This window comes from Paenibacillus sp. sgz302148, assembly GCF_056120465.1.
On sequence record NZ_JBVYOJ010000011.1, the window covers coordinates 86,306 to 107,322 of the forward strand.

Genomic DNA, 21,017 nt, shown 5'->3' on the forward strand with positions numbered 1-21,017 from the left:
GTTGCATAGTATAAACAATAAGACAGGAGGTGCAAAGGCATGAAGCGCAGCAAATGGAGCCCGTCGGTTCGCAGGTTTATTTATTCCATTCTGTTTCTCGCCGTCTTATTCTGATGACCCTGTTTTCCGGTTCGACTATTCCAGCCCGGCTGCCGCATACACTTTGCGGAATGCGGCGGCCGACTTCGCAATAAGCTCGTCCGGCGTTCCGGCAACAGGTTCGCGCGTCAAAATCTCTTGGGAAATGACGCCCTTATATCCGATTTGAGCGAGTCCTTGCAAGAATGCCTTCAAATCGATCGCGCCTTCGCCAGGATACAGCCGGTCGTTGTCGAGAACCTCCTCCACCGCAACGTTCCGCGCGTCATTGATATGGGCGTGAACGATTTGATTTGCGTTCAGACGTAAAATATTCTCGATCGTTCCGCCATTCGTGTACCAATGGAACGCATCGAACAATAAGCCGACGTTGCGCTCGCCAATCGCATCGATCCAATCAAGGGTGCTTTCCATATCCCAAATAAACGGATTTTTCCAGGCGGTGCGCAAATGGTGCGGTCCGACGAACTCGAGTCCAAGCTGCAAGCCGTAGGCTCCGGCGATTTGAGCGCATGTGCGCAGTCTGCGCGTCGCGAGCGCCATAAAATGCGCTGCGTTATAATCCGTCGAAGGCAGCACGTATGTACAGAAGTTCGTGCATCCGACGGCCGCCGCAGCCGCTGCGTGCTCGGCCAGAGCGGGCAATCCGGCGCGGAACTGCTCCTCGGAATGGCGCCATTCCACCGGGAGGCCTACGCTGCCGATGATAACCGAGTGCCGCTTCAAATAATCGTTGACTTCAGCCGCTCCTTTGTCTTGAATCCATGACGCCAGTTGACCTCCTCCGGCATCGACCGCACCGAAGCCGTGTTGTCCCGCTAACGCGACAAACTGCTCCAAGCTTTCCGGATGACCGATTCCCGCGGTCGTTAATCCTTTAATCAAATCGTTCCCCTCCGATTCATTCAAGATCATCGCCTTCGGCTTCATTATACTTTAATCTCCCGGTGCCTGCACCCTTATTGAACATACGAGTCTGCCGCAGTACAATAACGAATAGGTATGTTTTACCTTTAATTGATTATCCTAATATAAGTTATAAAAAAATGTGCATAAGAGAGAAGCGTGCAATATGTGCGGCATTTCGGGAATCCTCCTGAATGAAAATGTCATTCCTTCGCCTGAGCTTTTACAAGCCATGACCGACCCGATCCGGCATCGCGGTCCGGATGATACCGGTTATTATGCCGACAGGCATATCGGATTTGGATTCAGGCGTTTGTCGATCATCGATTTGCAGGAAGGCGCCCAGCCGCTGTGCAACGAGGATGAATCGGTGTGGATCGTGTTTAACGGCGAGATCTACAATTATCGCCAGCTGCGCAGCGAGCTGGAACAACTGGGGCACCGGTTCAGGACGAGCAGCGATACGGAAGTGATCGTCCATCTCTATGAGCAATACGGCGATTGCTGCGTCACTCGCCTGCGCGGCATGTTCGGCTTCGTTCTATGGGATCGGAATCAGCAGCGTTTGCTTGGGGCAAGAGATCATTTCGGGATCAAACCGTTCTATTATTACAAGGACGACAAGCAGTTTATATTTGCCTCCGAAATTAAGAGCATTCTTGCGACGGGGGCCGTCGTTCGTTCCGTAAGGACGGAGAGCTTGCTTGATTATTTGACGTTCCAGTTTACGCCGGAGCCGGGGACGATGTTTCAGCATATTTACAAGCTGCCGCCCGGGCATACCGTGTCCGTGGATACGAGCGGACAGATGACCATCCGCCGCTATTGGGAGCCTTCGTTTGAACCGACGCATCGGCCGATCGGGGATTATATCGAGGAAATCCGCGAAAGGCTGCTGGACTCCGTTGCGCATCACATGCATAGCGACGTCGAACGGGGATGCTTTCTGTCGAGCGGCATCGATTCGACGAGTATCGCCTCCTACATGCGATCGCGCGAGCCGGTAAAAACCTTTTCGGTCGGATTTGCCGGAGATCGCGACGAAACGATCATCGCAGGCCGAACGGCGGAGCGAATCGGTTCGGAGCATTACGCGAAGATGATCACCGAAAGCGATTATTTCGGGTCCGTCCCCCGTGCGGTATGGCATCAGGACGAGCCGGTCGCCGACCCGTCGGCCATAGCGTTATATCATGTAGCCGAGCTGGCTTCGCAGCATGTGAAGGTCGTCCTGTCCGGCGAAGGAGCGGATGAGTTGTTCGGCGGCTACCGGATCTACCGCGAGCCTTTATCGCTTCGCCCGATCGCATGGCTGCCGCCTTCGCTTAAGCGTTTGCTGCGCCTGACCACTCAGTGGCTGCCGGCCGGCATTCCGGGCCGCAACTATGTGCTTCGGGGGACGCAGCCGCTTGAGGAGCGGTTTGTCGGCAATGCGAAAATATTTTCCGACGACATGAAAGCGGAAGTCGTCAGCCTGTCAAACGAGTCGCTGCAGGATTACAAAGGATCCCTGCAAATTACCGATGCCTACTACCGGCAGACGACTCACCTTGACCCGGTGACGCGGATGCAGCATATCGATATGAATTTATGGCTACCCGGCGATATTCTGATGAAGGCGGACAAAATGACGATGGCTCATTCGCTGGAGCTGCGCGTCCCGTTTTTGGACAAGGAGCTGTTCGAGCTGGCGCGCAAAATTCCTACCGCCTACCGTTTGCGGCAAGGGACGACCAAGTACATTTTCCGCAAAGCGATGGAAGGCATCGTCCCCGAATTTATATTGCAGCGTCCGAAGCTTGGATTCCCGGTGCCTCTCCGCGAATGGCTTCGAGGGAAGCGCGGCGAAGAAATCATCGAACAGATCGAGGCGAGCGGCATCGAGCCGTATTTTAACCTGAAGCCGGTCAAAGCAATGTATCTCGCTCATCGGGACGGCAAAAGCGACTACTCCAGGAAGCTGTGGGCCATTTATATTTTTGCGTTGTGGCATGCCTTGTATATCCAAGGAGAGCCGGCAAAAGCTGCGACGGATTTGCAATTCAGGCGTACACAAGCAATCGGATTGTGATACAATGTCTCTAACCTGTTACGGTAGACCGATATATAAAGGATGGGGAGACTTTTGACACAATACAAGCTTGTCGCATTGGATATGGACGGCACATTGCTGAATGAAAGCGGGCAAATTTCCGAAGGGAATAAGCGGGCGATTCGCGAAGCTCTGGATGCGGGCGTGACGGTAAGTTTTTCTACCGGGCGAGGCTTTCCGAGCGCTTATCCTTTTGCGGAGGAGCTGGGACTTCTCCACACGCCGATGGTTACGGTTAACGGCGGAGAAGTTTGGAAAACGCCGAACGAGCTGCATTTGCGGCGCGTGATGGACGCGGCTCTTGTCCGCCGTCTGCATGCGCTCGTCTCTCGTTACGACGTCTGGTATTGGGCTTATTCCGTGGAAGGCATCTACAACACGGAGCGTTGGATCGACGATATCGATTCGACAAGCTGGCTGAAATTCGGCGTCCATTCCGAGGATGATGCGAGCCGCAATGAAATTTTGAATACGATCCGCGGCTGGGGCGGCATGGAGATCACGAATTCCTCGCCCGTAAATATCGAGATCAACCCGATCGGCGTCAATAAAGCGGTTGGCATGCAGGAAATGTGCAAGCTGCTCGGCATCGACATGTCGCAGGCGATCGCCGTGGGCGACAGCTTGAACGATATCGCCGCCATTCGCGAAGCGGGATTGGGCGTTGCCATGGGGAATGCGCAGGATGCCGTGAAGGAAGCGGCAGACTACGTAACGGCAAGCAACGAAGAAGACGGCGTAGCGGAAGTCATCCGCAAGTTTGTTCTTGAAACGTAAGATTGATATAATGGACGAAGCGAAATCGCGATGGAGAGGGGAAATTCCATGTTAAACGTAACGGTGTGGAATGAAAATATTCATGAGCATTCGAACGCCAAAGTAGCCGAAGTGTATCCGCAAGGCATACATAACGCTATTGCTGCCGGCATTCGCGCCGAAGGCATCGAAGTACGTACGGCGACGATGGATCAGCCGGAGCACGGTTTGACCGAAGAAGTGTTGAACAACACGGACGTGCTCATTTGGTGGGGTCATGCCGGACACCATCTCGTCTCCGACGAAATCGTCGAACGCGTGCACCAGCGTGTCATGCAAGGCATGGGACTCGTCGTATTGCATTCCGGCCACTTCTCGAAAATATTCAAGAAGCTGATGGGCACGGGCTGCGACTTGAAATGGCGCGAAGCCGACGAGAAGGAGCGCATCTGGGTCGTCAATCCGGCGCATCCGATCGCAGCAGGGCTTCCGGAGTATATCGAGCTGGAGAAAGAAGAGATGTACGGGGAGCATTTTGACATCCCGGCGCCGGACGAGCTCATTTTCGTCAGCTGGTTTGAAGGCGGCGAAGTGTTCCGGAGCGGCTGCACGTTCTATCGCGGTCAAGGTAAAATCTTCTATTTCCGCCCGGGTCATGAGACGTATCCGACCTACCATAACGCCCAAGTACTGCAGATTATTTCGAACGGCGTGAAGTGGGCGGCTCCTTCCAACGCAGCCGTACCGGTGCGCGGACATCATCAACCGCTTGAACAAATCGGCCGGAAGTAATACAATCGTAATATCGATATTTGTCGAACCGCGCGGCATTTCGCTGTGCGGTTTTTAAATGCAAGATTATAAGTTTTGCGATAATTCGTTCTTGTATTTCATTTGCTAGACCGATCGGAAGGAAGGTTGCCCGTTTGGCCAAGGACTCATTTATTAAAGGTACGCTGATTCTAGCATTAGCCGCATTGGTAGCCCGCGTTTTGGGCGTATTTCAAAGAGTGCCGCTCGAGCATTTGCTCGGCACGATCGGCGACGCTTCATTTGGCATCGCCAACAATTTATACCTGCTCTTGCTTGTCGTGGCAACGGCAGGCATCCCGAGCACGCTCAGCAAAATGATCTCCGAGCGGATCGCGCTCGGCCGCAACGACGAAGCGCAGCGGATCTATTATGCGGCGATTTTGTTCGGCTTCGTTGCGGGCATCGTCATTACGGTGCTGCTTATCGCGCTCGCGCCGCTGTACGCGACGTATGTCAGCAAGGTGCCGGAGGCGGCAATGTCCATCCGAGCCATTGCACCCGCGCTGCTGCTGTTCCCGGTGATCGCCATGATGCGCGGTTATTACCAGGGTCGTCAACTGATGACGGCCGGCGGCGTCTCGCAAATCATCGAGCAAATTTTGCGCGTGCTTACCGCCGTCGGTCTCGCTTATATTTTGTTCTTCCTGGACTACTCCGACGAGTGGGTAGCGGCCGGCGCCTCGTTCGGAGGGGTGTTCGGCAGCATCGGTGCGTTCGCCGTCATGATCTATTACGCTCGGAAGCTGAAGCGTACCGGAGGGGCGTTGAAACGGACGTCTTCGGGCGGCCGCAAGCTGTCGCTGAAAGAAATTTACGCGGAAATTTTCCGGATGTCGATTCCAATCGTTTTGACGTCGATGGCCGTGCCGCTCATTTATTTTATCGACTCTTCGATCGTCGTTTCTTTGCTTCAAGGCGACATCGGCGCGGATGCGGCGAAGCAGGAGCTGGCCATTCTGACGATCCGGGCCCAGTCGATCGCGGGCATTCCGCCGATATTGGCGGTGGCGCTCAGCCAATCGATCATCCCGGTCATCTCGTCCGCCTTCGCGAAGCGGGATATGGCGAATGTAAGCCGCCAAGCCACGATGGCGATGCGCATCTCGATCTTTTCGGGTGTGCCGATCGTTGCGGCGTTGTGCGTCGCTTCCGGAGCGATCAACGGCTTGCTATTCAGCAATCTGGAGGGCACGGGCATCATCGCCTTGCTTACGTTCGGGGCGATCTTCCAGATTACGATGATGACCTCGGGCTCGATATTGACCGGCCTCGGGGCTACGCGCCAGCCGATGTATCATGTCATCGTCGGAATTATCGTCAAACTCGTCGGAAGCTTTGCGCTGGCGCCGTTCTTCGGCATTTATGGCATCGTGTTCGCAACGACGTTGTGTTTCCTCATATCAACGCTGTTTAACCTGATGTCGATCCGCAAGCGAATGAAATTTACGCTGCTCGGCAGCAAATGGGTCGGGTATTTGCTTGCCGTGGCGATTATGTCGGGCGTAGGCTTCGGCCTGGAAATGTACGGAGCGAACCTCGTCGAATGGATCAACGCGAAGCTGGCTTATTTCATCGTAGCGGTCGTTGTCGGCGGAGTCATGATGGCGTTGTACCCGGTTCTGCTTATTTTGCTTAAGGTTGTGAACAGCGAAGACATCGCCGGTTATCCGGCGCCGCTGCGCAAAGTGATGGGCAAGCTGCTCCGGCTGTTGAACCGGTCTCGCGGTAACGCACGTCAGAACGGTTAAAACCTTGAACAACCTATGATAAATAGTTAAGACGGAATGGAAAGTTGCCGTGCTCCCGATTTGCCGAAATAGAAGGCAAGCCGGGGGTGCAGCAGCTTTTCTTCGTTTTGGCAAGAGATGTACATAGACTTATTTTTTCCTTATAATACTAATGAGAGGAGAGTTGATTATGGGGAAAAGAAAAACGTGGCTGCTTGCCGCGCTGATCGCCGTTATGCTGATCGCGGCGGGATGTCAAGCAGTCGGAGGCATCGATTTGAACAAAGTGTTGCTGGACAACGCAAAAACCAAATCGATGACAGGCAGTTCCAGCATTGCGTTGGAATTGATGCTGAATGAGGAAGCGCTGAACAAACTTGAGCCGGAAGAGAAGAACATCGTTCAATTGTTCAGCAAGACGAAGCTGGAGTTCAGCGACTTGAAGCAGCAGGATGCGAACCATATTTCCGTCAAGGGCAGCTTCACTTACGGCAAAGGGTCAATACCTTTTGCCATGTCCGCGAGCGGAGACCGCATCGTACTCCAACTGGAGGGCGCAAAACGTCCGATTGTTGTTCAGACGGCAGGTCTGTATGGCGCTGACCGCGGCATTATGGAGCTGGCACAACAAATGCAAGGCCAAATTACGGAGTCGGGACAGAAAATGTTCGATGCCGCAGGCGGTTATCTGATCAAAAACTTGCCGAATCCAAAAACGATTCAAGTGGATAAGGTAGAAGAAACGATCCATGGCGAGAAGTTGTCGCTGCACAAAGTACATACCGAATTTTATGGCAATGAAATTATCGATCTGTTAAAATCGTTGATCACCAACTTGTTGAATGACGAAAAAGGGCTGAAAGAAGCGGTCGCCCAAATCACGGATATCACCTTGGCCATGATGCAGCAAATCGGAGCCGGAGCGGGTGAAGACGCCGATCTTCCTCAGCCGACGGAAGAAGAGAAAGCGAAAGCGGTCGAAGAGCTGTATACGATGATTCATGACGGCTTGAAGGAAGCGGTCGCTCAATTCGACGAGCTGGAAAAAGAAGCGACTGCGTCATTGTCCACGGTTCTAAACGACAAAACGTACCTGAAAGCCGATCTCTACGTTGACGGCGATTTGAAGGTTCGCAAGTCGAACTTCGAGTTGGCGATTATCCCAAGCTTCAACGACGCCGCGAAGGAGCAGCTGAGCGAGCTTGGCGAGCAGGAAGGCATTGCAGGCGCCCGACAAGGGCTTGACGGCCTAAAGGGCATTAAACTGACGGTCGCGAGCGAAACTTGGAGCGCGAACGAAGAAGTGGCGATCGATACGATCGACACGAAGACAGTGTATCCGTTATTTTTGAATGAATACACGAAATTGACGCCGAACGGCTTCTTGAATATGCTGGATTCCAAATCGACTTTATACGATTTGTTGAAAAACGATCTGCATATTACGCGGACGGATGTTAACTTGTACGATGACGGCTATAGCTTATTCCCGCCGATCGTCGAAGGCGACGTGACCTACGGTCCGATCCGCTATGTGGCGGAAAGCCTGTATGCCAACGTCGTTTGGAACGAAGAGAAACAGCAGATCACCGTATATGACGAGCAATCCGGGAAAACGATCGTCATGACGATGGGAAGCAGCAAAGCGGAAGTGAACGGCCGCGAGATCGATCTGGGCGACGCTGTAGGCACCTATGAGAACAGCGTATACGTTCCGATCGTTCCGATCGTCGAAGAGCTTGGCGGAAGCGCGAAGTGGTCCGAGGACGGAACGGTGCTGTCCATTCATCGCGAATAGCGGCTTATCCACAATAACGTCATGAGCAGGTTGACTTCGCGACCCGGTTCGTGTATAACGGATACAAACGAAAAGTACTGTTATGCGGAAGGATGATTGCGATGGAACAGATTTCGACGGAACAAGCCTTTAACGAAGCAATCGCGGGAGCAAAACCAACGATCGCCGTATTCAAGACGACCTGGTGCAAGGATTGCCATTTCATCGAACCGTTTATGCCGGAGCTTGAGCGCGATTACGCGGACCGGTTGAATTTTATACAAATTGACCGCGACGAACTGCCGGACGTTTGCGAACGGTTGAATATTCTCGGGATCCCGAGCTTCATCGCGTTTCGGGAAGGCGAAGAACTGATTCGCTTCGTCAGCAAGCTGCGGAAGTCGAGAGAAGAAATCGAGCAATTTTTCGACCGTGCCGTAGAGGTTGCCAAGGCAGCCGCTAAATAAGCCGAAATTCGGATTAAAAAGGATGTACTTGCTTCACAATATACGGACAGGAATCCGGGCAACCGGAATCCTGTCCGTTTTTTTATGAAAGCAGATCCGATGGACAAGCCGTTCACACAGTTCATGTTTACGTACCGACTTTGTCACATTTTCTGCATGGATTTAACAGTCGATTATCGCTATAATGAATGGTGATCTCAGAGAGAAGGTGCTGGCATGAAAACGAACAGTTTGAAGTGGCTTGCTTATATTTCCTGCATCGGCATGTTTCTTGTGCTGCTGGCAGGCGCGCTCGTAACGAAAACCGGCTCCGGCCGCGGTTGCGGCGATGATTTTCCGCTCTGCAACGGCAAGTTCATTCCTGCTTATACGGTTGAATCCATCATAGAATATTCGCACCGGGCCGTAACCGGTGTCGTAGGCCTTATCATTGTGGCGACGGCCATCGCCATATCGCGATATGTGAAACAGCGTAAAGACGTCAAATGGTTTGCGTATGGCGCGTTGTTCTTTACGATCGTACAGGCCGTGCTTGGTGCGATGGCCGTCATGTGGTCGCAGTCGTCGGCCGTCAAGGCGCTGCATTTCGGCATCTCGATGCTGGCTTTTGCTTGTACGCTGCTGCTGGCGGTGTACATGAGACGGATCAGCTTGGGCAAAGCCGAATACGCTATGGCCGTCGGCCGGTCGGTTCCCAAGTCGTTCCGAAATGCAATATGGCTCGTCAGCATCTATTGCTATATCGTCGTATATATCGGCGCATTCGTTCGCCATACGGAATCCGCCGGCGGCTGCGTCGGTTGGCCGCTCTGCAACGGACAATTTATTCCCGAGCTTTCGGGAGCGACATTAATCGCCTTTACGCACCGTATTGCCGCTTTACTGTTGTTCTTTCTGATCGCGGCGGTTGCTTTCGTGGCGTCGCGCAAGTACAATCATATTCGTGAGTTATATTCCGCAAGTTTATGGTCGCTCACGTTAGTTGTGCTCCAAGTGTTCAGTGGCGGCTTCGTGACCGTTACGTTCGGCTCGGAAGATTGGCAGTTGTTCTCCAGTATGCTCCATACGGCAATCATATCCGTGTTGTTCAGCGTACTCAGTTATTTATGCATACGCGCTTGGCAATTAAGCAGATGAGCCGCTCATCTGCAATTTTTTTAAAATATAAGAAAGGATAAGTTTCACTTTATACTTGGCTTATATTTCTTGGTAAACGATGCGCCGACGTGGACGGCGCTAGCCGTTTATCCATGATAACTTCCGTTATATAGGGGGCAGTTCATTGATTCATACAAATTTACGATCATTCGTGGACGTATTGCGCAAAGAAAAAGATTTGATCGAAATTACGGCTCCGGTAGATCCATACTTGGAGCTTGCCGAAATTCACCGCAGGGTGATCGACGAGCAGGGCCCTGCGCTTCTGTTCACGAACGTAAAGGGCAGTCCGTTTCCGGTGCTTACGAATTTGTTCGGGACAAGCCGTCGCGTCGACCTGGCGTTTGGACCGAGGCCCGAGCAATTCATGAAGCAAATCATCGGAGCGACGAGCACTTTGATGCCGCCTACCCCGAAGGCGTTATGGAACGAACGGGGACTGATCTTCGATTTGGCCCGGGTCGGCACGAAAAAAGCGGCGAACGGCCAAACGCCGATTCTTGACGTATGCCGCAAGCAGCAGCCGATGGACACGCTGCCGGTGCTGACAAGCTGGCAAGAAGACGGCGGACCGTTCGTGACATTGCCGCTCGTCTATACGGAGCATCCGGACAACAAGCACCACAATCTCGGGATGTACCGGATGCAAGTCTACGACGGGCAAACAACCGGCATGCACTGGCAAATCCATAAGGGCGGCGGCTTCCATTACCACGAGGCGGAGAAGCGGAACCAGCCGCTGCCCGTATCGGTCTTCCTCGGCGGACCGCCCGCGTTGATTGCCGCTGCAATCGCGCCGGTTCCCGAGCATTTGCCTGAGCTGATGCTGGCCTCGCTCATTATGGGGCAGAAGCTGCCTGTTGTCGACGATCCGTACGGCGTTCACCGCTTGCCTGCGGAAGCCGAATTCGCGATCTGCGGATACGTGCCGCCGCACGAGCGACGGCCGGAAGGGCCGTTCGGCGATCATTACGGCTATTATTCGCTTATTCATGATTTCCCCGTATTCAACGTAGATCACGTTTGGCACCGCAAGGACGCCATCTATCCGGCGACGATCGTCGGCAAGCCGCGCCAGGAAGACTATTTCCTCGGCGAGTATTTACAGCGTCTGCTTGCGCCTGCGTTTCCGATGGCGATGCCGGGTGTCAAGTCGTTATGGGCATATGCCGAAACGGGCGTTCATCCGCTGGCGGCGGCGATCGTGCGCGAGAGTTACTCGCGTGAGGCGCTTGGCACCGCGTTCCGCATTCTCGGCGAAGGCCAACTAACGCTGACGAAGTTTTTAATATTGACCGACCAAACGCTGGATCTGGCCGACTTCAAGCATTTGCTCGAGACCGTGCTGGAACGTTTCGATCCGCGCAAGGATCTGTTCATTTTCAATAAAACGTCGCACGACACGCTCGACTACACCGGACTGCAGCTGAATCACGGCAGCAAAGCCGTTATGCTCGGCACGGGCGCCCCGATTCGCGAGCTGCCTTCCGCTTATGAAGGCGGCCCGATCGATGAAATCGATGCGGCCGAAGTCTATTGCCGCGGCTGCCTCGTCGTTTCCGGTGCGTCGTACGTCGACGAGCCGGAGCTTCCGAAGCGTCTGCTCGCCCGTCTGCGCGAGGCATCGACGCCTTGGCCGTTCGTCATTTTGGCGGACGACGCTTCGATCGCGCGCAGCCAGATGGCGTTCCTATGGGCGGTATTCACCCGATTCAACCCGGCGCACGATATTTACGCCGATGCGGAAATCCGGAACCACCATTTGTCGTACGAGCTGCCGATCGTTATCGATGCCCGGATGAAGCCGGGATATCCGGACGAGCTGTTCCCGCGCGAGGACATCGTGGAGCTTGTGACGAAGCGCTGGAAGGAATATTTTCCGTACGGCATGAACGGTGCGAGCAGCCTGTAACGAGCATCGACATAGAAATAGGGAAGCAGGAGAAAGTAGGGGCGTGGGGACGATCGTCCGTCCATGATGCCGCGTGCAGCAGTAGCAATCGTATATCTGTTATGGGGGACCAACGTCTCGTCCATGAAAGTTGGGGGACGGGAGTAGGACCCCTTTCTTTTTATGAAAAGAGATATGGGCATCCGCTCCATAAGTATTGTTCATCTACTGCGGGCGAATACTTATGTTTAACGATAAAGAAAGTTTAAGTTCGATAACGCGTTAAAGTGAAAGAGAACTTTCTTTACCAAGAAAAGCTTCCTTTTACGCAGGGTCATTCATCGTGGAGAATGCTTCGAATAGAAGCTTTTCTTATCGCGCGAAGCGGATCGCCGTTCGGATTGCGGGCGACAGCTGCTGCTTGCGGCTTTGCTCTGCCTTACTGTCCTCGGTCGGGATGGAGGCCGATTTGTCCTATTGGCAGGTAAACGGCGACCTGCTGGCGAATAATTCGGTAAGCGGATGAGCTTGGCGTGAACGGCGCTTTATGCGACGGATGCTGCGAGTTCGGCAGCGTACCGGGTCCGCCCCGGCCAGCGGAAGCCGGAAGTCGACGAATCATAGCGGAGGTGTATGACCTGATGTTGCGAAGCTTGTTTGGGGAGCCGCCAAGAAAAGACGAAGGACAATTGCTTGCGGCGATGGAAGCCATAGACGAGCTAAGCGGCCGAATCCAGCAGCTGATGCTGCATAGCAGCGATCCCCGGCATCTGTTTCGACAGTTGGATGTGTGGGTGCGCGGGCTGCGCGTATCGCTGGACGAGCTCGAACAAAGCGTCTACTGCAGCAACCGGTTCGCCGCGATGATCACGAAGTCGTCGGTTGCCGACATGTCGGAAGAAGAGAAGCTGAACTATTACCGGCATGTTTATTTTTTCAAAAATGCGATCATTCGCGTGTTCTCCATTCTCGACAAGTTAGGCGTGTTCCTGAACCGGCTGTTCGATTTGCGTACGGAGAAGGTGAAGTCGCGATTTTCCTATTTCACCGTCCTCCGGCAGATGCGTCAGGCGAGCGTTCATGATAAACTGGAACTAAGGCTGACCACGCTGAAAAATCAGTATCAGAATGAATTGTCGAAGCTGCGGAACACGCGCAATATGGAAATTCATCATATGAACGCGGAGATGCAGGACGATTTGGAACAGAGCCACCGCGAATTGGGCGCTCATGCCAGGTTGGAAAATATCGCAGACAACACGAACGAGCTGAAAAGCGGATACGATATGGTGTGCCGGACGATCGCAACGGCATGTCGATATTGTCGCACGCAACTGTAAAGTGTGGGGGGAAACCGGGGATGACCGTAAACGGAAGTTTGCGTCACAAAGTTGCGCTCATTACGGGCAGCGCCAAAGGTCTTGGCAAAATGACCGCACTCGTGCTGGCCGAAAAGGGCTGCGACATCGTATTGACTTATGTGAACAGCGAAGCGGAAGCGCTGGAGCTGGCAATCACGATCGAAGCGATGGGCGTACGATGCTCCGCTTACAAGGCGGACGTAACGAAGCAGGATGAGCTGACCGCGCTTGTGCGGGACATCGAGGAACGATTCGGCGGAATCGACATCCTGATTAATAATGCGGGGCCTTTTATTCGGGAGAGAAGGTTGTTCGGCGATTACACATGGGATGAAATCCATTATTTGCTGCAGGGCAACTTGGTCGGCGTCATGCTGCTCGACCATCTTGTGCTGCCGGGGATGCGCGAGCGCGGCTGGGGGCGGATCATCCATTTTGGATTCGGCCATGCTGCGGAAGCAAGAGGCTGGCCGCATCGCGCCGTATATGCCGCCGCCAAGGTGGGACTCGTCTCCTTCACGAAGACGCTTGCCGTCGAAGAAGCCGCACACGGCGTGACGGTGAATATGATTTGTCCGGGCGACATCCGCGGATCGAACAAAGAAAAACGGATCGCCGAAGTGGAGCACCTGGAGGATGAAGAATCGCCGCGCGGCCGGCCGGGAACCGGTGAGGACGTCGCTCGCATGATTTCGTTTTTATGCGAGCCGCAATCGGATTTTATTACGGGCAATATGATGGATGTATCCGGCGGGCTGGACCCGATCCGGACTTTGGTGAAGACAGCAAAAGAGCCTCGCTGACATAAGCGAGACTCTTACTATAATGGCGGTCCATGAATTAGAAAACTTGCATAACTTCTTTAACGCCTTCAACCTCTTCGACCAGAGCGCGTTCGATGCCGGCTTTCAACGTGATGGTGGAGCTAGGGCAGCTGCCGCAAGCACCCATCAGCTTCAGCTTAACGATGCCGTCTTCGACGTCAACGAGCTCAACGTCGCCGCCGTCGCGCTGCAGGAACGGGCGAAGTTTATCCAAAACCTCAAGGATTTCGTCGTACATTGTGTTTTGTGCGCTTTCGCTCATTTGCTTCAACTCCTTTCTAAAGTTTATTATATTACAATATGTCAGAAAATAAAATGGCTAAGCCATGAAACTGGTTAGGTGGAACGAATCATGAGACCGATCATCGAATTTTGCGCGGCCAACATGCACCATGGCACCGAAAAAGTGATGAAAGAATTGGAACAAAATCCCGAATATGATGTCATCGAATACGGCTGTCTCGGCAACTGTGGCGAGTGCTACTTATTCCCTTACGCGCTGGTGAACGGGGAAATCGTTGCCGCACCAACGGCCGAGGAGCTTCACGAGAAAATTCTGGAGGCGATTCGCGAATACGAAGCCTCGTTCAATATTGATTATGACCTGGATTAGTCCAGATGAACGAATCGGTTCGAATCGATGCAACCCCTTGCGGGGTGCATCGATTCGAACCGTTTTTTGTGCCAAAAAAGCCGGCTCTTCCGCTTGGAGCGCCAGCTTGTTCGGAGTAAGTCCGTTATTAACCGAAATGATGCTTCGATTTCCACAAAACGCCGCTCTTCAATGCACGTGGAACACGTCCGGTCAATGTCGTTTTGCCCATCATGCCGAAGCCGGCTTTTTTGCCGAGGGAGCCTAGCACGCCTTTCAGCTTGATCTTGCCAAGACGCGGCGTTTCGCCTCGCCAAATCGCCTCCATCACTTCAGCCACTTGCTTGCCCTGTGCTTGCGCCGCTTGCGCGCTCGGCGAGAAGGGGAGGCTTGCGCAATCGCCGACGACAAAAACTTCGGGGAAGGCGGGAACTTGATGATATTGGTTCAATACTATACGGCCTTGGGCGTCTTTCTCCAGATCGAGCTGCTGCACGATCGGGCTAGGTTGAATCCCCGCCGTCCAGACGGTGACGTCGGTATAGATCGGACGGTCCTGGTCGTATAACACGCCTTCCTCCAGCCGGCAGAGCGAAATGTGGCCGCACATTTCGACTTCATGTTCATGGAACCACGAAGCGACGTACTTCTGGGCTGCGCTCGGAAACGCCGACAAAATGCTCGGCCCGCGGTCCAGAATGCGAATGTTCAAGTCCTTGCGGCTTTCGCGCAGCTCGGAAGCGACCTCGACGCCGCTCAGCCCGCCGCCGACGATCGTGACCTGGCCGTAAGGCTTGACGTCGTTCAAATAACGGTACGTCCGTCTTGTGCTGGATAACGTCTGGATGCTGTGCGAGTATTGCTCTGCGCCGATAATGCCGTGATATTTGTCCGTGCAGCCCAGGGCGATAACAAGCCACTCGTAATCGATCGGCTCTTGGTCCTGCAATTCGACCTGGCGGTTCTGCAAGTTGACGGAGGTCACCTCGCCGTATTTCAAGATTAATCGCGGATCAACCGGATACTGGACGCGGATATCGATATCCGGCACTGTCCCGGCCGCAAGGGCGTAATATTCCGTTTTTAATCCTTGATACGGCATCCGGTCGATCATAATGACGTTCGTATCGTCCGGCAGCTCCTGTTCGAGCAAATTCATGGCGACCGTCAAGCCGCCGTATCCGCCGCCCAAGATGACGAAATTTTTCATAAGAATCCATGTTCCTTTCTATGGTGCCTGAGGGCTTGAATAAGCTGTTACTTCTTAGTATTCCATAAAAACGGCGTTGTATCGAAAAACACATTCGGATTTACGGGTGTATTGCCGACAAAAAAAGCAAAATGCAAATGCGGACCCGTCGAAAAGCCGGTCGACCCGACTAGGCCGATGACATCGCCTTTTTTGACCGTATCGCCGGGTTTGACATTGATTTTGGACAGATGCGCATACTGCGTATATAATCCCATGCCGTGATCGATATAGATCGTGTTGCCTGGCAAATAGAGCATTTCCGCAAGGACGACCTTGCCGTCGTTCGCGGCTTTGACCTTCGTGCCCTGTTTGGCGGCCAAATCGATCGCATTATGGCTGCTGTTCAGCTTGCCGTTAATATAACGGGTAAACCCATACGGCGTGGATAAACGGCCTTGAATCGGCTGCAGAAACGACTCCTTGAACAGGAAGATCGGCGAAGATTTGCTGCGCGCTTTGTTGACCTTGATCTGGTCGGCCTCGATTTTCTTCGTATCGCGGCGCATTGCTTCCTGTTCTTTCGTGACCTCCAAATACTGGACGTCGAACTTTTTCTTCTTGACCGTCAGTTCAACCTCGCCGACTTTATATTTGCCCGCCTTCATATCCTTCGGAACAGGCAAGTACGTGTAATAACCTTTGCCGTACGGCTGCAGCTTGTACGTTTTTTTCAACCACGTTACGGAGCCTTGCTTAGTCGAACGGACAAGCACGACATCGCCTTGCGACGCCGTTTGCGGAAGCAAGAGCCACTTGGCGGCAAGCTGACTTGCGGTAAGCTTCGCCTCGAGCGCCGCGGAAACCGCTGCATTCGCGGGTGTGGACTTCGGCGTACCTGAGGCGCCGGCATTCGTAGGAATGGGCGCCACTTTATTCTGGTTCGTCTGCGATTCTGCGATGACTAGCTCGGACTGCGGCAGGGCGAGAAGCGACAAGCCGCATAGCAACGTGACGGCAACGGATTTACGCAGCAGATTGCGCATCGTTATTCATACACCTTGATTTCGTTATAAAATGTATCGCGTTCTACCGGCGTACGGCCTGCGCCTTTAATGAGCCAAATGAGCTCGTCGCGCGTAATGCCGGCAGGCGTTAACGCACCGGCCGCGTGGCTGATCCGTTCGCGGACGATCGTACCGTGCGCGTCCGAAGCGCCGCAAGTGAGAGCAACTTGGGTGAGCTGCGTGCCGATGTTGATGAAGTAGGCTTTGACATGCTGGAAGTTGTCCAGCATCAGGCGGCCGATCGCGATCGCCTTCAAGTCCTCGAAGGCCGAATTGCGGCGTTTGATGCCGGCTTTCGGATTAATCGGCTGCATCGAGAGCGGGATGAACACCATAAAGCCGTTCGTCTCGTCCTGAAGCTCACGCAGGTGCAGCATGTGCTCGATGCGCTGCTCGACGGTTTCGACTTGGCTGTACAGCATCGTTGTATGCGTTTTGAGTCCAAGCTCGTGCGCCGCCCGGTGCACGTCGAGGTATTGCTGGACGCCTGCTTTTTCCACTTTCATTTTGGATCGGTAATGATCGTCCAAAATTTCCGCGCCGCCGCCGGTAAGCGATTTGAGACCTACGGCCATAAGCGCCTGCAGCACTTCCTTGTAGCTGAGCCCGCTGATGCGGGAGAAAAAGTCGATTTCCGCCGCGGTATAGGCTTTGATCGTGACGTCAGGGTATTTTTTGTGCAACGCCTCGATCGAATCGACATAATATTGAAAAGGAACGTGCGGATTATGTCCGCCGACGATATGAAATTCGCGAACGCCGGGATGGATGTGCTGCTCCACGTATTCAATCATTTGCTCGCCGCTGAGCGTATATGCGCCTTCATCTCCCTCATCTTTGCGGAAGTTGCAAAATGCGCAGTGCGCTTCACATACGTTGGTGAAATAAAGGCTCATATTTTCGATAAAATAAACCTTTTTGCCGTTTTTGCGCTGATTTACCGTATCGGCCAATTGACCGATGGTCAACAAGTCATCAGACTTGTACAGAAATATTCCGTCCTCCTGCGACAGCCGGACGCCGTGCTGAACCTTCTCGGCAATTTCCGCCATCCGCTTGTCAGGACTGCTTGTAATGACGTGCATGTAGAAACCTCCTTAAAGTTTAAGATTTGAGCGTTAATTTTCGTAAAGCTTCGTCGTACAGGATGATTGTGACTTGCGCAAAAGTTTGTGAAACCTTGCACAAAGATATCCGACCCATGACGATAAAAAGCCGAATCTTGCCGATGTGTAGGATCGATGCAACTTTGACTTTTCTATTATAAACCTGTTCGCGCACAGGGGCAATATAATACTTTATTTAAGTAAGTGAATTCCTCTTGTGACAAGATGATTTTCTTTGTATACTTGAGACAGAAGCGTCGTAGTTAGCGATGTTTCTTAGGTGCATTGAAGGAGGGAACTACAATGATTACCATTAGCGAACTGGCTGGCGAAAAAATACAAGAAATGCTCGCGGCGGAAGAAACGCCGAACCTGTTCCTGCGCATCGGCGTCAAGGCCGGGGGCTGCAGCGGATTCTCGTACGGCATGGGCTTTGACGACGAGCAGCACGATACAGACGAAGTGATGAACATTCAAGGGCTTAAAGTTGTCGTTGACGCTGACAGCGTTAAATATTTGCGCGGCCTCGAAATCGACTTCAAGGAGTCCGGCATGGGCGGCGGGTTCACGATCAACAATCCGAACGCTACCGCGACATGCGGCTGCGGCTCGTCGTTCCGTACGGCGACCGAAGCAGGCAATCCGGCTGCGGAGCCTTGCTGATCCGGCACCATACCCAATGAATCGTTGAGCGATACGTTCGTATTCGCTTGATGTTAGGAGAACATCACGACCTTTATGACGATAAATGCACGTCGTTTATCGTTATAAAGGTCTTTTTTTTGATCATGCCTGCTTGGCCGCAAAAAATATGTTAAACTTTAACTATCTGCCGGACAAAGTGGAGGGTTATTATGGAACCAGCTGAAGAGTTGAATTATCGAAGAATGCGCCAAAACCTTGAGGCTTTAAAAAAAAGCGAAAAACAATCACGGAAGCAAACAAGAGCTGCCGCCAAAATAAAACGAGGCTTAAAAAAGCACGAACAAATGAAGCAATTTTATATGGAGCATTTTACGGCGCCGCAATTGGAAATGAGATTGGCCGCATTGGAGGCCAAGCAAGATACATTCAAATCTTCCATGATATTCTTTTTGGGATTGTTTTTTGGTTTGATTTTCAGTTTCTTCGGGGAACAAATCAAAGTCCTCATCGAATCCCGAGATTTGCTGCAAATCAAAGAACCGCTATTGGTAGCGGTTGGCGTATTCCTTATTGTTGTTCTTCCATACATTTATATTTATTCGGACACATCCTACAAAAAAGAAATCATCAAATTGGCAATCAAAGAAAAAAGCTTGGAATCGATTTAGACGATGAAAAATCAAGAGTCAAAATATAGATTTTCCGGCGCCGGTACGATCGTCTGCAATACTTGACCGATTTGTCCGGGTTGGGAAGCGACAGCCGGCTGGCCGATAACCGGGGTGCCGCCGCCATTGCCGCCGTTGCCGCCGCATGCGCCGCCGCCTCCGCCAACGGTAATTATTCCGGTAGTTCCAAGGGCGTTAACCCCGCCTGAACCGTTGTTCACTTGCAGAATTCCGGTAATGCTGGGAGACGTTGAGGAGATCAGGTGGATGATTCCGCCGGAACCGCCGCCGCCACCGCCTTCGCCATCCCCGTTGTTGCCGTCCCAGCCGTCCGCTCCATTGCCGCCGTTCGCCCTTAGCGTACCTTCGATTACGATAGCGCCTTTTCCGACGATAACGATGACCCCGCCTGCGCCGCCGCCGCTTCCGACAATGCCTTTACCGGGAATTTGCGGGTTCGTTCCGTTATTGCCGTTCGCGCTGACGATTGCACCACCGGCGACGTGCGTAGTGCCCTTAATAAGCAGAACTAGCCCTCCGCCCCCTTCTCCGCCGCCGCCCAACAGCACGCGGCTTCCAGCTCCGCCTGCGGTTGCTTCAGGGTTCAACTGTGCGGCTTGAAGAGCGCTCAGGCCGATACCGCCGTTATATGGTCCCGCATCCGCAAGAGCAGCGCCAAAGTTTGGCGTACCGTTGCCTGAGTCGGCAGCACCCCCAAGGACCGAAATCGTTCCAGTCACGGTGCAATTGCCGGATGATTGCAGCACGGTCCCGCTCGGAACGATTAACGTACCTGCAATATCGATCAGAGAAAACTGCAAATTGAATCCGGCTGGTAATGAAGCGAGACCGGCAGGGTCGCTCAGATTTAGAGTTTGTCCGCTAACGACACGGAGTACGCCCGCCGAACCGTCTCCGTAAATGCCTATCCCCGATACGGAGCCTCGTGGGCCTCTTGCTCCTCTACGCCCTTGGGGTCCACGGAGTCCACGTGGCCCGCGAAGTCCATGAGCCCCACGCGGCCCAGGGAGTCCCCGGAGTCCCCGGAGTCCTCGAAACCCTCGAGGTCCTCGGCGGCAGTCATGTTTGATGATGTTTACAATGCAGCATTTTTTCGTTTTTTTGCGGCATCGTCGATGGATGATCTTTTTTCGATAGTCGGGTTTTTTTGAACATTTTCTTGTACTTATCATTTTACTTTTGCATATCGGCACGTGATAAAACCTCCTCCCCGCTACTCGTCCCATTGTATGCGCGAAGAGAAGGCATGAAGTGGTTAGGTGTTACTAGATTGGGGCCTGTTTTGGCTGAAGGAATAACCGTTCTATATGTGAAATTCAATTTTGCGGTGGAAATATCCCCTCCAAGGCGATGCAGTAATGAAGCACGAGATACGGCTGCATATTATTATGCGGCTGATCGCCGCCGGCGGAAGATATCGCCGAAGGGTTCATTGGCGTGTTGCCGGACTGGTTGTATGTGAGGTTTTCCGACAGTGCCCACACGTTATTGCTCGCGACCACCGTATTGGCCTCATCAGAGCTTCCATTCGCTTGATGGGTATGGCTGGGCATTTCGGGAACGGTAAGAACATGCGTGACTTCGCCACCTGATTGAGCGAGCGGGAAACCGGTCCCCTGATGGATCGCCACTCTGCCTCTTAAGTCCGGAAGCGCAAAAAATAACCCGCTACCCCCGTAATTATACCCCAGCAGGGAAAACAATGCGGTGTTTTGACTGATCGGCAGCAATTGCCCGTCGCAAAACGCCCAACCTTTCGGAGCAAAAGTGTAGGGAAACAGTCGGATCTCGCCAATATATTGATTTGCCATATCGGAATCCTCCTATTTTACTCAATGTAAGCTGACTTTTGAGGGCG

At 53.1% G+C, this 21,017-nt stretch carries 21 protein-coding genes; 14 read left to right on the forward strand and 7 right to left on the reverse strand.

All coding sequences use genetic code 11. The features are described from left to right. Positions 1–135 precede the first annotated feature (135 nt). A complete protein-coding gene (locus tag AC0LWM_RS17535) occupies positions 136–984 on the reverse strand; it encodes a sugar phosphate isomerase/epimerase family protein (protein ID WP_474676447.1) in 849 nt (282 codons plus the stop codon). A gap of 187 nt (positions 985–1,171) precedes the next feature. Here AC0LWM_RS17535 and asnB point away from each other — a divergent pair, with 187 nt between their 5' ends. The 11 genes from asnB (at position 1,172) to AC0LWM_RS17590 (ending at position 13,850) form a co-directional block, all read left to right on the forward strand. Continuing rightward, positions 1,172–3,076, forward strand: coding sequence for an asparagine synthase (glutamine-hydrolyzing) (gene asnB / locus AC0LWM_RS17540; RefSeq protein WP_474676270.1), 1,905 nt, complete (start codon positions 1,172–1,174; stop codon positions 3,074–3,076). A gap of 54 nt (positions 3,077–3,130) precedes the next feature. Then, on the forward strand, positions 3,131–3,874 hold the full coding sequence (locus AC0LWM_RS17545; RefSeq protein WP_474676271.1) for a Cof-type HAD-IIB family hydrolase: 744 nt from the start codon (positions 3,131–3,133) through the stop codon (positions 3,872–3,874). A gap of 48 nt (positions 3,875–3,922) precedes the next feature. Next, positions 3,923–4,645 (forward strand): ThuA domain-containing protein, encoded by a 723-nt coding sequence (locus tag AC0LWM_RS17550; protein WP_474676272.1) that lies wholly within the window; start codon positions 3,923–3,925, stop codon positions 4,643–4,645. 134 nt (positions 4,646–4,779) lie between these two features. Then, positions 4,780–6,414 (forward strand): putative polysaccharide biosynthesis protein, encoded by a 1,635-nt coding sequence (locus tag AC0LWM_RS17555; protein WP_474676273.1) that lies wholly within the window; start codon positions 4,780–4,782, stop codon positions 6,412–6,414. A 169-nt stretch (positions 6,415–6,583) separates the two neighbouring features. Further along, entirely contained in the window at positions 6,584–8,191 is a 1,608-nt protein-coding gene (locus AC0LWM_RS17560; RefSeq protein ID WP_474676274.1) for a copper amine oxidase N-terminal domain-containing protein, read from the forward strand. 101 nt (positions 8,192–8,292) lie between these two features. Then, on the forward strand, positions 8,293–8,637 hold the full coding sequence (locus AC0LWM_RS17565) for a thioredoxin family protein (protein ID WP_474676275.1): 345 nt from the start codon (positions 8,293–8,295) through the stop codon (positions 8,635–8,637). 216 nt (positions 8,638–8,853) lie between these two features. Next, positions 8,854–9,774, forward strand: a complete 921-nt coding sequence (locus tag AC0LWM_RS17570) for a COX15/CtaA family protein (protein WP_474676276.1) — start codon at positions 8,854–8,856, stop codon at positions 9,772–9,774. 145 nt (positions 9,775–9,919) lie between these two features. After that, positions 9,920–11,707, forward strand: a complete 1,788-nt coding sequence (locus AC0LWM_RS17575; RefSeq protein ID WP_474676277.1) for a UbiD family decarboxylase — start codon at positions 9,920–9,922, stop codon at positions 11,705–11,707. 322 nt (positions 11,708–12,029) lie between these two features. Further along, positions 12,030–12,212, forward strand: coding sequence for a hypothetical protein (locus AC0LWM_RS17580; RefSeq protein ID WP_474676278.1), 183 nt, complete (start codon positions 12,030–12,032; stop codon positions 12,210–12,212). Positions 12,213–12,327: 115 nt separating this feature from the next. Beyond that, on the forward strand, positions 12,328–13,026 hold the full coding sequence (locus AC0LWM_RS17585) for a Cthe_2314 family HEPN domain-containing protein (RefSeq protein WP_474676279.1): 699 nt from the start codon (positions 12,328–12,330) through the stop codon (positions 13,024–13,026). 38 nt (positions 13,027–13,064) lie between these two features. Beyond that, a complete protein-coding gene (locus AC0LWM_RS17590; RefSeq protein WP_474676448.1) occupies positions 13,065–13,850 on the forward strand; it encodes an SDR family oxidoreductase in 786 nt (261 codons plus the stop codon). A gap of 37 nt (positions 13,851–13,887) precedes the next feature. Here AC0LWM_RS17590 and AC0LWM_RS17595 read toward each other — a convergent pair whose 3' ends face one another. Continuing rightward, complete coding sequence (locus AC0LWM_RS17595) at positions 13,888–14,133, reverse strand: NifU family protein (protein ID WP_474676280.1); 246 nt, start codon at positions 14,131–14,133, stop codon at positions 13,888–13,890. Positions 14,134–14,223: 90 nt separating this feature from the next. On the opposite strand from AC0LWM_RS17595, the gene AC0LWM_RS17600 reads away from it, so the two are divergent. Then, complete coding sequence (locus AC0LWM_RS17600) at positions 14,224–14,484, forward strand: YuzB family protein (RefSeq protein WP_474676281.1); 261 nt, start codon at positions 14,224–14,226, stop codon at positions 14,482–14,484. 127 nt (positions 14,485–14,611) lie between these two features. On the opposite strand, the gene AC0LWM_RS17605 is transcribed toward AC0LWM_RS17600, so the two are convergent. The 3 genes from AC0LWM_RS17605 to mqnE are packed head-to-tail and all read right to left on the reverse strand — an operon-like array spanning position 14,612 to position 17,804. Further along, on the reverse strand, positions 14,612–15,673 hold the full coding sequence (locus AC0LWM_RS17605) for an NAD(P)/FAD-dependent oxidoreductase (protein WP_474676282.1): 1,062 nt from the start codon (positions 15,671–15,673) through the stop codon (positions 14,612–14,614). Between the two features lie 47 nt (positions 15,674–15,720). Then, positions 15,721–16,698, reverse strand: a complete 978-nt coding sequence (locus AC0LWM_RS17610; protein ID WP_474676283.1) for a M23 family metallopeptidase — start codon at positions 16,696–16,698, stop codon at positions 15,721–15,723. A gap of 2 nt (positions 16,699–16,700) precedes the next feature. Beyond that, on the reverse strand, positions 16,701–17,804 hold the full coding sequence (gene mqnE / locus AC0LWM_RS17615; RefSeq protein WP_474676284.1) for an aminofutalosine synthase MqnE: 1,104 nt from the start codon (positions 17,802–17,804) through the stop codon (positions 16,701–16,703). 324 nt (positions 17,805–18,128) lie between these two features. Between mqnE and AC0LWM_RS17620 the strand changes: the two genes are divergently transcribed. After that, positions 18,129–18,488 (forward strand): HesB/IscA family protein, encoded by a 360-nt coding sequence (locus AC0LWM_RS17620; protein WP_474676285.1) that lies wholly within the window; start codon positions 18,129–18,131, stop codon positions 18,486–18,488. A gap of 191 nt (positions 18,489–18,679) precedes the next feature. After that, on the forward strand, positions 18,680–19,138 hold the full coding sequence (locus tag AC0LWM_RS17625) for a hypothetical protein (protein WP_474676286.1): 459 nt from the start codon (positions 18,680–18,682) through the stop codon (positions 19,136–19,138). An 11-nt stretch (positions 19,139–19,149) separates the two neighbouring features. On the opposite strand, the gene AC0LWM_RS17630 is transcribed toward AC0LWM_RS17625, so the two are convergent. Next, positions 19,150–19,959: a hypothetical protein gene (locus AC0LWM_RS17630; protein ID WP_474676287.1), complete on the reverse strand. Its 810-nt coding sequence runs from the start codon at positions 19,957–19,959 to the stop codon at positions 19,150–19,152. A 516-nt stretch (positions 19,960–20,475) separates the two neighbouring features. After that, positions 20,476–20,970, reverse strand: coding sequence for a phage tail protein (locus AC0LWM_RS17635; RefSeq protein WP_474676288.1), 495 nt, complete (start codon positions 20,968–20,970; stop codon positions 20,476–20,478). Between the last annotated feature and the right edge of the window lie 47 nt (positions 20,971–21,017).

Excerpts from the sequence above, each read along its gene's own strand:
- AC0LWM_RS17600 (WP_474676281.1), top strand. The coding sequence starts at position 14,224 with ATGAGACCGATCATCGAATTTTGCGCGGCCAACATGCACCATGGCACC.
- AC0LWM_RS17560 (WP_474676274.1), top strand. The coding sequence starts at position 6,584 with ATGGGGAAAAGAAAAACGTGGCTGCTTGCCGCGCTGATCGCCGTTATG.
- AC0LWM_RS17570 (WP_474676276.1), top strand. The coding sequence starts at position 8,854 with ATGAAAACGAACAGTTTGAAGTGGCTTGCTTATATTTCCTGCATCGGC.
- AC0LWM_RS17635 (WP_474676288.1), bottom strand. The coding sequence starts at position 20,970 with ATGGCAAATCAATATATTGGCGAGATCCGACTGTTTCCCTACACTTTT.
- AC0LWM_RS17595 (WP_474676280.1), bottom strand. The coding sequence starts at position 14,133 with ATGAGCGAAAGCGCACAAAACACAATGTACGACGAAATCCTTGAGGTT.
- AC0LWM_RS17585 (WP_474676279.1), top strand. The coding sequence starts at position 12,328 with ATGTTGCGAAGCTTGTTTGGGGAGCCGCCAAGAAAAGACGAAGGACAA.
- AC0LWM_RS17620 (WP_474676285.1), top strand. The coding sequence starts at position 18,129 with ATGATTACCATTAGCGAACTGGCTGGCGAAAAAATACAAGAAATGCTC.
- asnB (WP_474676270.1), top strand. The coding sequence starts at position 1,172 with ATGTGCGGCATTTCGGGAATCCTCCTGAATGAAAATGTCATTCCTTCG.
- AC0LWM_RS17610 (WP_474676283.1), bottom strand. The coding sequence starts at position 16,698 with ATGCGCAATCTGCTGCGTAAATCCGTTGCCGTCACGTTGCTATGCGGC.
- AC0LWM_RS17605 (WP_474676282.1), bottom strand. The coding sequence starts at position 15,673 with ATGAAAAATTTCGTCATCTTGGGCGGCGGATACGGCGGCTTGACGGTC.
- AC0LWM_RS17550 (WP_474676272.1), top strand. The coding sequence starts at position 3,923 with ATGTTAAACGTAACGGTGTGGAATGAAAATATTCATGAGCATTCGAAC.
- AC0LWM_RS17625 (WP_474676286.1), top strand. The coding sequence starts at position 18,680 with ATGGAACCAGCTGAAGAGTTGAATTATCGAAGAATGCGCCAAAACCTT.
- mqnE (WP_474676284.1), bottom strand. The coding sequence starts at position 17,804 with ATGCACGTCATTACAAGCAGTCCTGACAAGCGGATGGCGGAAATTGCC.
- AC0LWM_RS17565 (WP_474676275.1), top strand. The coding sequence starts at position 8,293 with ATGGAACAGATTTCGACGGAACAAGCCTTTAACGAAGCAATCGCGGGA.